Below are 11,707 nucleotides of genomic sequence, written 5' to 3'. Positions count from 1 at the left end.
GGAGGGGATGTCCAACTTTTGGGGTGCAGTTCAATCTTCATATCGGTTTTCAGACGACCTTTACTACTTCTAAAAGGTCGTCTGAAAATCCGTCTACCCTAAAGCCACTTTTTCAGCTACCCTTCCCCTATTATTTCTCTCCACTTCCCAAGGAGTTCCCCATGAACATCGCCATCACCGGCACCAGCGGCAACATCGGCGGCATGGTCGCCCGTCATCTGAACACACGCGGCTTGCCGCTTATCCTGCCGCTGCGCAACCCCGCCAAAGCGCCCGACCTGCCGAACTGCGAGGCGCGGCGGTTTGCCTATGGTGATTTGGAGCTTGCCAAACAGGCGTTAAACGGGGTGGACGTGCTGTTTATGGTGTCCGCTGCCGAGAGCCCGACGCGCGAACAGGAGCATTTGACTTTAGTGCAGGCTGCTTCGGAAGCGGGCGTGAAACACATTGTCTATCTCTCTTTTGCACAGGCGGCGTTGGACAGCACCTTCACGCTGGCGCGCACCCATGCGGTTACCGAAAATGCGATCCGGCAAACAAATATGCGTTACACCTTTCTGCGCGACAATTTTTACAGTGAGATGATGGCAACGATTGCCAATGCAGACGGCATCATCGCAGGCCCAGCCGACGACGGGCGCGTTGCCTGCGTTTCTCAGCGCGATGTCGCCCAAGCGGCGGCAAACGTCATCGCCGACATCGCGTGCGGCAACCACCGCCACGATAATCAGACCTACACGCTGACAGGTTCCCAATCATTAAGTTTTGCTGAAATAGCCGCTGTTTTAACCGAAATTACTGGCAAACCTCACAGCTACCACAATGAAACCGTGGAAGAAGCCTTCGCCAGCCGCAAAGCCGCGTACCCTGACACGCCCGATTGGCAGATTGAAGCCTGGGTTTCCACCTACACCGCCATTGCCAAAGGCGAACTTGCCGCCGTTTCAGACGACCTGCCGAAATTGTTGGAACGTGAGCCGCGCCGCTTTGTCGAAGTTGCAAAGGATATTTATGATGCAGCCTGAACATACTCCCTTAATCGAATTCAAAAACGTCAGCAAACGCTACGACAACCACACCGCTGTGAACGAACTGAATCTGACCATTTATCAAGGCGAGTTTTTCGTGTTGGTGGGCGGCAGTGGCAGCGGCAAATCGACCACACTGCGCATGATTAATGCGCTGACCGAGCCGACCGACGGCAATGTTTATTTCAACGGCAGGCGTATTAAGGATTACGACATCCGCGGGCTGCGCCACCGCATCGGCTATGTTCTGCAACAAATCGCCCTGTTCCCTACCATGACCGTGCGGCAGAACATCGAGCTGATGCCCGACATTTTGGGCTGGGACAAACCGAAGCGCACATCGCGCGTGAACGAGCTGCTCGAGCTGGTCGGTATGCCGCCCGAAACCTACCTAAACCGCTATCCGCACGAACTCTCCGGCGGCGAACAGCAGCGCATCGGCATCCTACGCGCCATCGCCGCCAAACCCGACATCCTGCTAATGGACGAACCCTTTTCCGCCCTCGACCCGCTCGCCCGCGCTTCCCTTCAGGAAACGGTTTCCCTGATTCACAAAAAACTCGGTACCACCATCGTTTTCGTTACCCACGACATGAACGAAGCCGCCAAACTCGCCTGCCGCATCGGCGTGATGCACCAAGGCAGGCTGGTGCAGGTCGATACGCCGCAGGATATTCAAAACCATCCGACGGATGATTATGTACGCTCCCTGTTCGGCGCGGCACAGCCGGAAAACACCACCTCCGCCGACGAAGTCATCAACCTTTACCACCGTTTGGACGAAGACGGCAAAGCGCGGGTAAGGGAGCATTGGGCAAAAGAAGAAAATTAGAAAAGGTCGTCTGAAAATGGACATATTGGATTTTGCCCAATCGTTTTCAGACGACCCCAAACCATTTTCAGTACACGCTCAAGCACCGGGTCTGCTTTCCGGTAACACCCAATTTCGCAAAAACTCTACTGTAAGTCCAAATCAAAAGCATCCATGCCGTTCATTCCCGCGCAGGCGGGAATCCAATTTTGAATTTCGGCAACCGTTTTTTCAAAGTTTCCAACGGATTTCCGCCTACGCAGGAATGACGGCCGCCGGCGGGTACAGTACCAAAAATCAAGCGAATCTGAAATATAGTGGATTAAATTTAAATCAGGACAAGACGACGAAACCGCAGACAGTACAGATAGTACGGCAAGGCGAGGCAACGCCGTACTGGTTTAAAGTTAATCCACTATATATGTTTCCTCAAAACCCCAAAGGAGAATCAAGATGGACATTCTTTCCCGCCTGCAAGCATTGCCGCCGGGCAGGTTCCACTACAAATTACTGGTATTGGTCGGCATCGGTTGGCTGTTTGACGCAATGGATACCGGCATCGTGTCGTTTATATTGCCCGCATTGGGCAAAGAATGGGGTTTGCAGCCGGCGCAACTGGGCTGGATAGTCAGTATCGCCTTTATCGGCATGGCACTGGGGGCGGTAGCGAGCGGCTGGCTGGCAGACCGCTTCGGCAGGAAAACCGTATTTGCCGCGACCATGGCAGTGTACAGCACGGCGACAGGTCTATGCGCCTTCGCCCCCGACATCGGAACACTGCTTACCTGCCGCTTCTTTGTCGGCGTAGGACTGGGCGGACAGCTTCCCGTCGCGGTGTCATTGGTCAGCGAATACGCCCCGCCGAAAGTACGCGGACGCTTTATCGTGTTGCTGGAAAGTTTTTGGGGCTTGGGCTGGCTTGCCGCCGCACTCGCTTCCTATTTCTTTATCCCAAAATTCGGCTGGCACAGCGCGTTTTTAATCGGCGCGCTGCCGATTGTGTATATCTCGCTGGTGTTGAAATTCATACCCGAATCCGTACCCTACCTGCTCTCGCAAGGCAAAACGGACGAGGCGCACCGGCTGGTCAGCCGCTTGGAAGAGGAAGCGGGGATTACGCCCGCCGCAACAGCCATAGCACCGCCGCAACAGGAAAAACAGCGCATCCGCTTCAAACAACTATGGCAACAGCCTTTCGCACGGCGCACGCTGATGCTGTGGCTGGTCTGGTTCGGCATCGTCTTTTCCTATTACGGCATTTTTACTTGGCTGCCAAAACTCTTGGTCGAACAAGGCAATACGGTGGTCAAAACCTTTGAATATGTGCTGGTGATGATAGTCGCGCAACTGCCCGGCTACATCGCGGCGGCGGCATTGGTGGAAAAAATCGGGCGCAAAGCGACTTTGGCGGGCTTTCTCGCCGCCTGTGCCGTCTGCGCGTGGTTTTTCGGACAAAGCAGCAGCGCCGCCGAAGTCATGACATGGGGCAGCCTGATGTCGTTCTTCAACCTCGGCGCATGGGGCGTTTTATACACCTACACGCCCGAACTCTACCCCCTCCGCTTCCGTGCCTTCGCCTCCGGCTGGGCGGGCGCAATCGGACGCATCGGCGGCATCCTTGCGCCTATGGTGGTCGCCAAAATGGTCGGCGGCAGCGGCGGATTCGGCAATATATTCATGATGTTCGCCGGCGTAATGATGCTGATTGTCGCCGTCGTTTTGATATTGGGCGAAGAAACGAAAGGCAGAACGCTGGAGGAAATCAGCTCTTAAACAACCGTATCCGCTGCCCAAAATTAGTAAAGGTCGTCTGAAAACTCAAAATTGGTTTTCAGACGACCTTTAAAGTAGTTAATTATATATATGTATAGTATATATTGGTTTTTGTTGTTGAGTTTAAATTGTGCAGACTTATTTGTGCCTAGACCTACAGATGATTTAAATCCTACTTGCGTGCGTACCGCGCGCGGTGGATAGGTTTTTATAGCATTCACTCTCCAAAACTCATTACCGCCGTTTCTTTTTTTCCGCCCCAATTTAACGGCAGCCATCCGTCTAGCACATAACAGTGAAACGACGAAAACGCCCAATCGCGGACATTGCCGCACAATCCATGTTTGACGGGATTGAAATGGATGTAGTCCGCGCAACGCTGCAAATCGATTTTGTCGCGCACGGTGTGTTCGTAAAAACGCCGTTGCCAAATACCGCGTTCGTGCCGCCGCTGTTTGCTGGCGGACAGGTTTTCGGCACGAGGGAAATGTGCGGAGAATTTGGTTTTAATCAGCCGCCAGCGCAGGGAATAATCCGCATCATCGGGCGGCAGCATCCAAATGGCGTGAATGTGGTTCGGCAGCACACATACGGCGACGGTTTCAAAGGGATATTGTTTTTGCACATCCATATAGGCCGCCTGCAATAAGCCGATATGTTCGACAAGCAGGCGTGATTTCGAGTCGGCGAGTTTGACAGTGAAAAAGAATGTGCCGCCGGCAATGAAGTTTCTGCGATAACGCGCCATAGGATTTTTGTTTGTGGTTTGAGCGTTGGAGAAGGAACGGTTTGTTGTTTAAGGTTTTAACTTTGTCGAAGCTGATGTTTTCAGACGACATTGGAGGCCGTCTGAAAGCGTTCGCTTCAACGAAGTTAAAAGTTGAAACGGCAACCCGTTAATCAATCAACCGCGTGCGTGCGTACCGCACACACCCTACACGTTGGTTTTGAAATTTCGCGTGATTCGCAGGTAGGGTGTGTGGAGCAGCCACGCACGCAGGGGGTGGGTATGCAGGCTACGGCTTGCTACAGCTGGCTACGGCTTGCTCTTACGTTGGTAATTTTTATAATTCCATTCTTCAATTCTCTTTTGGGTATAGTTTACTTTTCGATCAAATTGAGCATAAAAATTCCCAGGTGTATTATCTCTCATGAAAGTAGCAACAGTTTTTGCGAGCTCCATTTTACTTAACCTAATTAATACATCAATATAGTTATATAAACCAGTGATAATATTTTGTTTTGCAGAGCTTTTGAAAGAATTAAAATCGATTTTTTGATTCTGAACATTCTGCCAGATAGGGAGAAATTGTTTTTCTAGTCTTTCGCATTCTTGCCGTAATTTCCTTCTTTCCAAGTTATATTCAGTTTCTGAGATTGTCTTTTCTTCTCTCCTATCTTTTAATTCGTCTAAAGCATCAATAACATTAATGCAGCTATATTGCATTAGCAGGCCATTAAGATCTAAAATTTCTTCATCTTTATGGAGTGATGTAATCAGATTAGATTTATTTGATAGTGTCATTAAAATAAAATCACTTAATATCTTTACTGCATTTTCCTTGTCCTCTGTCTTTCCATTAGCCCAGCTAAATCGAGCATATAACCGTGTAAAATTTAAATTAGTGTGAAAATTACTGATATCGTTAAAAAAATGTTTGTAATTACTAATTTGCCGTAGTGCCTCATCTTTTTTCTTTATGCTAGCCAGATAGCTAGCGAGCATACTAATAGCTTGATATTTGATTTCAATGGAGCAATTTATTCTCTCTAGAACACGATGATATGCCTCAATAACTTCTAACTCAGGCTTGGACAATCTACAAGCATTAGCAGTCTCTAGTAAGGCTTGATCAATATTAGTTTCTGGATTATTGATCTGTTCATTTCTTTCTAACCATATCTCCCTAAATTTTTCATCAAATTGGGAAAAATAGTTGCTCATTTTTTGGTAAATTTCGGGAGAGTATACTTCAAATATTTTTTCTTCCTCATCTAGTTTTATAATTTTTAGTTTAATTAATTCATTAACAGCATTATAAAATCCAGTATTATCGAATTCCATATTCAAAATAAACTGCGCTTTATGGAGGATGTTTGATAGATTATTAGTGGTTACTAATAAACTAATAATAGCAAAAAGTTCTTTTGCCTGATTGGATAGATAATCAAAAATTCGGCCAAATAGAAAATCAACAGCCTTACTATCTGATTTAATATCAAATTTTAAGGCTACATCTATACCTCGTGCCGCAATTATATAAGCTAATTGCATTATAAAAATAGGACGACCACTAGTAATTGAATGAATAATCTCTGCTTTACTTTCTAATTTTTTAAGTATATTGATAGGTATCAAATTTTCATTTTTAATAATGTGTTTTAAAAATTCAATAGTGTCACTTTTATTTAATTCATTAGTTTGAAATTCCTCACCAATTTTGATATTTGCAGAGCGTGTTGTAATAACAACCTTGTGATGATTGATATTAAGCTTAGTAATTAAATCATTTATTTTTGACTTATCCTCTTTGGAAAAACTTTCATAATCATCAATAACTAATAGAATTTTTTGTTGGAAATTGATGAATTCTTTTTCAATTTCGGATGTATTTGATAATGAGGTATCAAATATCAAATTATTTATAGAAGCCAGCAAATCATGATAATTGACGACCCTATCTGTAATGTCATTAACATCCCCAGTATGGATATTATAAATTCGATCTTTTGCTGATAAGAAAATTACATAGTCAAAAAACTTTCTTTCAGAATTTGAAAAATCATCGCAAACACTTTGGATTGTTGCGGTTTTTCCTACTCCTCCATGTCCCCATAAAATAGCAGCAACAGAGGACTTCCCATCTTTCAAAAAGGTTATTAATTTATTTTTTACCCCAATATCTATATATTTTTTATAGTTATTATTGTAAATATTTCTAATTGTCCCATTTTGTGTTTTGATTCTTCGACCATCATTTTGTATTTGTAAGGTTTCAAATTCGGGCCATTCTAAGCTAAGTCGATCAGTTTCAAATATTTTATTATAAGTAACTTTTCCAACTAGTTTTTCACTAATTTTTGAAAAGCAGAATACAGAAGATGAGTCGGGAAGTAGGTGAATAAAAGGTGATACACGGAAAAAACTATTAGCTGAAGATGCTTCTAAATCATTTGAAATGTAAACATTACCTACTTCCATTGATAAATTCCGGATACTTTTTTTAATTATTTTGAAAGGTTCTTCATCTCCATTAGGAGAGAATTTAATGCCATAATAATAATCATTGTCCAGTTTAACCACTGTATAGAATGACCATAAATTTTTCATGAAGAAACTTTGGGATTTTTCAATATTTTCATAAAGAGAATTTAGTTTTTCATATATATTTCCGGATTTGTTGGAAAATGTATAGCCGTGTCCTATAAGTTGATTGCGATACTCGGGATAATTATTGAAACTTTTGGAAACTTCTTTTGAGAGAATTTCTTTTTCTGTGTCAAGATCCCTAATTATTTGGACAATAGAGCCAATAGTAGGATTCAAGATTTGATTGAAAACTTTTTCTTTCTTTTGTTCATCTAAATTAGATATATTTTTATTCCATAAGTAGCCTAGTGCTAAGAATAATAAATATTCCATTCTTACTTGAGAGTAGATGTTTAGCTCGGAAACCTGCTCTTGCATAGAGAAAATGTTTAGCTTCTGATTAATTTTTTTAAGGATAAAGTCCATGAAATTTCCTTTATATTAAATATTGATTGAATTTAATATATCCTTCAAATACTTCCCCGTATAACTTCCCTTAACTTTCATCACATCTTCCGGCGAACCCTTGGCAATAATCCTACCCCCGCCATCTCCCCCTTCCGGCCCCAAGTCCACAATCCAATCGGCGGTTTTAATCACGTCCAGATTATGCTCGATAATCACAATCGAGTTGCCTTTGCCTTTCAGACGGCCTATGACTTCCAGTAACAGGGCGATGTCGGCGAAGTGCAGGCCGGTGGTGGGTTCGTCGAGGATGTAGAGTGTTCTGCCGGTGTCGCGTTTGGATAGTTCTAAGGCGAGTTTGACGCGCTGGGCTTCGCCGCCGGAGAGGGTGGTGGCGGACTGACCGAGGCGGATGTAGCCTAGGCCTACGTCCATCAGGGTTTGCAGTTTGCGCGATACGGTGGGGACGGCATCGAAAAATTCGCGGGCTTCTTCAACGGTCATGTCGAGGACTTGGCTGATGTTTTTGCCTTTGTATTGGATTTCGAGCGTTTCGCGGTTGTAGCGTTTGCCGTGGCAGACTTCGCAGGGGACGTACACGTCGGGCAGGAAGTGCATTTCGACTTTAATCACGCCGTCGCCTTGGCAGGCTTCGCAGCGGCCGCCTTTGACGTTGAAGGAGAATCTGCCGACGCTGTAGCCGCGTTCGCGCGAGAGGGGGACGCCGGCGAAGAGTTCGCGGATGGGGGTGAACAGGCCGGTGTAGGTGGCGGGATTGGAGCGCGGGGTGCGGCCGATGGGGGATTGGTCGACGTTGATGACTTTGTCGAGGTGTTCGAGGCCGTGGATGTTGTCGTATGGGGCGGGTTCTTCTTGGGCGCGGTTGAGTTCGCGGGCGGTGATTTTGGCGAGGGTGTCGTTAATCAGGGTGGATTTGCCGCTGCCGGATACGCCGGTGATGCAGGTAATCAAACCGAGCGGCAGTTCGAGGGTAACGTTTTTGAGGTTGTTGCCGCGCGCGCCTTTGAGGACGAGCATTCGGTCGGGATTGACGGGCGTGCGTTCAGACGGCACGGCAATGGATTTTTTGCCGCTGAGGTATTGTCCGGTAACGGATTTTTCGCATTTGGCGACGTTTTCGGGGGTGTCGGCAATCAGTACGTTGCCGCCGTGTTCGCCCGCGCCGGGGCCCATATCGACGACGAAATCGGCTTCGCGGATAGCGTCTTCGTCGTGTTCGACCACAATCACGCTGTTGCCTAAATCGCGCAGGCGTTTGAGGGTGGCGAGCAGGCGGTCGTTGTCGCGCTGGTGCAGGCCAATGGAGGGTTCGTCTAATACGTACATCACGCCGGTCAGGCCGCTGCCGATTTGGCTGGCGAGGCGGATGCGCTGGGCTTCGCCGCCGGAGAGGGTTTCGGCGGAGCGGGAGAGATTGAGGTAATCCAGTCCGACGTTAATCAGAAAGCCGAGGCGCTCGGTGATTTCTTTGAGGATTTTTTCGGCGATTTGTTTTTTGTTGCCGTCCAAATCCAGCGTTTCAAAGAATTGGTGGGTTTTGGTCAGCGGCCAGGCGGAGACTTCGTGTAAAGGTTCGCCGCTGACGTAAACGTAACGGGCTTCTTTGCGCAAACGTGCGCCGCCGCAGCTCGGGCAGGCGCGGTGGTTTTGGTATTCGCGCAGTTTTTCGCGCACGGTTTCGCTGTCGGTTTCGCGGTAGCGGCGTTCGAGATTGGGGATGATACCTTCGAAGGCGTGGCTGCGGTTGAACGTAGTACCGCGTTCGGACAGGTAAGTGAAATCAATGACTTCTTTGCCTGAGCCGTGCAGCACGACTTTTTTCACTTTTTCAGGTAGCGTTTCCCAAGCAGCCTGCACATCGAAACCGTAATGCCGCGCCAGCGACTGAATCATTTGGAAATAGAACTGGTTGCGCTTGTCCCAACCGTCAATCGCGCCTGTTGCCAATGACAATTCGGGATGCGCGACCACTTTTTCGGGGTCGAAGAAATTGGTGTTACCCAAACCGTCGCAAGTCGGGCAGGAACCCATCGGGTTGTTGAACGAAAAGAGGCGTGGCTCCAATTCGGGCAGGCTGTACGAACACACGGGGCAGGCGAAACGCGCGGAGAACCAATGCTCTTCGCCGCTGTCCATTTCCATCGCCAATGCGCGCTCGTTGCCGTGGCGCAGCGCGGTTTCAAAACTTTCCGCCAGCCGCTGCTTGATGTCCGCCTTCACTTTTACACGGTCGATGACCACGTCGATATTGTGTTTGATGTTTTTTTCCAGCTTCGGCACTTCGTCCAACTGATAGACCTCGCCGTCCACGCGTACCCGCGCAAAACCCTGCGCCTGCAAGTCGGCAAAGAAATCGACAAACTCGCCCTTACGCTCGCGCACCGCTGGCGCCAGAATCATCACGCGCGTGTCTTCCGGCAGCTTCAACACGGCATCGACCATCTGCGACACGGTCTGGCTCGACAGCGGCAGATTGTGTTCGGGGCAATACGGCGTGCCGACGCGGGCGTACAAAAGGCGCAGGTAATCATGGATTTCCGTAACCGTACCGACGGTAGAACGCGGGTTGTGGCTGGTGGATTTTTGCTCGATGGAAATCGCGGGCGACAGGCCTTCGATCAAATCGACGTCGGGCTTGTCCATCATCTGCAAAAACTGCCGCGCATAGGCGGAAAGGCTCTCGACATAACGTCTCTGCCCTTCTGCATAGAGCGTGTCAAACGCCAGCGACGACTTGCCGCTGCCCGACAGCCCTGTGACCACCACCAGCTTGTGGCGCGGAATGTCCAAATCGACGTTTTTCAAATTATGCGTGCGCGCGCCGCGGATGCGGATAGTGTCGTTGTCGCGGGCTTCTGAGTGGGGAGTTTTGCTGTCGTTTTGATGATGGTGGTTGCACATGGTCGGACTGTCTTAAGCGGCTAAAATAAAACGGCTATTGTAACACTTTTCGCTTGGGTTTCAGATTGCGGGAGGTCGTCTGAAAAGACGGGGAGCGGATTTTCAGACGACCTTCTTTCGCATTCTGTCCAAAAAACGGGCGCAACCGCTAAAAGCGTATCGGATTCCGTTATAATGGCGGCGATTTGAATAAAATTTGCATAGAAAAGGATTGACTTATGAACCGTCTGTACCCCCACCCGATTATCGCCCGCGAGGGCTGGCCGTTTATCGGCGGCGGTTTGGTATTGAGTTTACTGGTGTCTGCCTGCTGCGGCTGGTGGTCGCTGCCGTTTTGGATTTTCACCGTATTTGCCCTGCAATTTTTCCGTGACCCCGCCCGCGAAATTCCGCAAGATCCCGAAGCGATTTTAAGCCCCGTTGACGGACGCATCGTCGTCGTCGAGCGCGCGCGCGATCCTTACCGTGATACCGAAGCGTTGAAAATCAGCGTGTTCATGAACGTCTTTAATGTCCACTCGCAAAAATCGCCTGCCGACTGCACCGTAACCGCCGTCGAATACAATAAAGGCAAATTCCTCAATGCCGATTTGGACAAAGCCAGTACCGAAAACGAACGCAACGCCGTACTGGCGACCACTGCGTCAGGTCGCGAAATCACCTTCGTCCAAGTCGCAGGCTTGGTTGCCCGCCGTATTTTGTGTTACACCAAAGTGGGTGAAAAATTGACCCGCGGCGAACGCTACGGCTTTATCCGCTTCGGTTCGCGCGTCGATATGTACCTGCCGGTTGACGCGCAGGCACAAGTTGCCATCGGCGACAAAGTAACCGGCGTGCGCACTGTTTTGGCGCGCCTACCAATCCAAGCCCCTGAAGCTGCCGCGCCGACTAAAACTACAAGCGCTGCCGAAGTTGCTCAATCCGAAATCGAAGCGGCTGCCGATAAAGTCCGCAATGCCTCGGAACAGGCTTTAAAAGATTAACATTTGTAAGCCGCCGCCTTTTGCACATTGTTGCATTAACTTTTGCACTCGGTACGTTTTAAAAGTTGCGACAGCTTTTGCACTATATATCGGATAGCAGAAAATAAGAAAAGCGACGGAAACGTCGCTTTTGTTTTTTACCAGTTACAAATAACCAATTCGCCGCTAGTTTTACCCGTCTTATCTCTGCCTACGGTATAAGCCAACTCCAGTTGAGTAATACGAAAATCTTTAAACAACTCCCTGAGATCAGGGTGGCCATTGATGGACAACATGACCTTGCCTTTACTCTCCGCCATTGCCTTAGCCAGCAGCTCGTATTGGGACCAATCAAAAGCGCTATCGTAGCCTACCGCCTGCCAATATGGCGTGGCAGCGTAGAAGAAAGTGTGCTCGCGGTCATATCGTTTTAAACAACGCTCCCACGGTTCGCTTTCTATATATAGTCAATTAAAATCAAAATAGGACAGTAGCG

The 11,707-nt window shown here is 48.3% G+C and carries 7 protein-coding genes and 1 pseudogene; 5 read left to right on the top strand and 3 right to left on the bottom strand.

Going from position 1 to position 11,707, the window contains the following annotated elements; translation table 11 throughout:
* Window positions 1–161: 161 nt before the first annotated feature.
* The 4 genes and pseudogenes from HMPREF2954_RS00930 (at window position 162) to HMPREF2954_RS00920 (ending at window position 3,612) form a co-directional block, all read left to right on the top strand.
* A complete protein-coding gene (locus HMPREF2954_RS00930; protein ID WP_045072391.1) occupies window positions 162–1,025 on the top strand; it encodes an SDR family oxidoreductase in 864 nt (287 codons plus the stop codon).
* On the top strand, window positions 1,012–1,860 hold the full coding sequence (locus HMPREF2954_RS00925; protein ID WP_082054492.1) for an ABC transporter ATP-binding protein: 849 nt from the start codon (window positions 1,012–1,014) through the stop codon (window positions 1,858–1,860). The genes HMPREF2954_RS00930 and HMPREF2954_RS00925 overlap by 14 nt, the downstream gene beginning before the upstream one ends.
* A 289-nt stretch (window positions 1,861–2,149) precedes the next feature.
* A pseudogene (locus HMPREF2954_RS12790) lies at window positions 2,150–2,275 on the top strand (IS5/IS1182 family transposase); the annotation flags it as partial.
* Window positions 2,276–2,292: 17 nt separating this feature from the next.
* A complete protein-coding gene (locus HMPREF2954_RS00920; RefSeq protein ID WP_045072926.1) occupies window positions 2,293–3,612 on the top strand; it encodes an MFS transporter in 1,320 nt (439 codons plus the stop codon).
* Between the two features lie 217 nt (window positions 3,613–3,829).
* On the opposite strand, the gene HMPREF2954_RS00915 is transcribed toward HMPREF2954_RS00920, so the two are convergent.
* From HMPREF2954_RS00915 to uvrA, 3 genes are all read right to left on the bottom strand, one after another.
* The gene (locus tag HMPREF2954_RS00915) at window positions 3,830–4,360 is read right to left on the bottom strand and encodes an REP-associated tyrosine transposase (protein ID WP_045072924.1); all 531 of its coding nucleotides are present in this window, start codon (window positions 4,358–4,360) and stop codon (window positions 3,830–3,832) included.
* Window positions 4,361–4,648: 288 nt separating this feature from the next.
* Window positions 4,649–7,348 carry an NACHT domain-containing protein gene (locus HMPREF2954_RS00910; RefSeq protein ID WP_045072923.1) on the bottom strand — a complete coding sequence of 900 codons (2,700 nt, stop codon included), beginning with the start codon at window positions 7,346–7,348 and terminating at the stop codon, window positions 4,649–4,651.
* A gap of 15 nt (window positions 7,349–7,363) precedes the next feature.
* A complete protein-coding gene (gene uvrA, locus HMPREF2954_RS00905) occupies window positions 7,364–10,249 on the bottom strand; it encodes an excinuclease ABC subunit UvrA (protein WP_045072921.1) in 2,886 nt (961 codons plus the stop codon).
* 218 nt (window positions 10,250–10,467) lie between these two features.
* Here uvrA and HMPREF2954_RS00900 point away from each other — a divergent pair, with 218 nt between their 5' ends.
* Window positions 10,468–11,232 (top strand): phosphatidylserine decarboxylase, encoded by a 765-nt coding sequence (locus HMPREF2954_RS00900; protein ID WP_045072918.1) that lies wholly within the window; start codon window positions 10,468–10,470, stop codon window positions 11,230–11,232.
* Window positions 11,233–11,707: the final 475 nt, after the last annotated feature.

Origin of the sequence: Neisseria sp. HMSC067H09 (assembly GCF_001814135.1) — a bacterium.
Classification (GTDB): Bacteria; Pseudomonadota; Gammaproteobacteria; order Burkholderiales; family Neisseriaceae; genus Neisseria.
This window is presented reverse-complemented; position numbering and strand designations above follow the sequence as displayed.

Excerpts from the sequence above, each read along its gene's own strand:
- HMPREF2954_RS00925 (WP_082054492.1), top strand. The coding sequence starts at position 1,012 with ATGATGCAGCCTGAACATACTCCCTTAATCGAATTCAAAAACGTCAGC.
- uvrA (WP_045072921.1), bottom strand. The coding sequence starts at position 10,249 with ATGTGCAACCACCATCATCAAAACGACAGCAAAACTCCCCACTCAGAA.
- HMPREF2954_RS00900 (WP_045072918.1), top strand. The coding sequence starts at position 10,468 with ATGAACCGTCTGTACCCCCACCCGATTATCGCCCGCGAGGGCTGGCCG.
- HMPREF2954_RS00930 (WP_045072391.1), top strand. The coding sequence starts at position 162 with ATGAACATCGCCATCACCGGCACCAGCGGCAACATCGGCGGCATGGTC.
- HMPREF2954_RS00920 (WP_045072926.1), top strand. The coding sequence starts at position 2,293 with ATGGACATTCTTTCCCGCCTGCAAGCATTGCCGCCGGGCAGGTTCCAC.
- HMPREF2954_RS00910 (WP_045072923.1), bottom strand. The coding sequence starts at position 7,348 with ATGGACTTTATCCTTAAAAAAATTAATCAGAAGCTAAACATTTTCTCT.
- HMPREF2954_RS00915 (WP_045072924.1), bottom strand. The coding sequence starts at position 4,360 with ATGGCGCGTTATCGCAGAAACTTCATTGCCGGCGGCACATTCTTTTTC.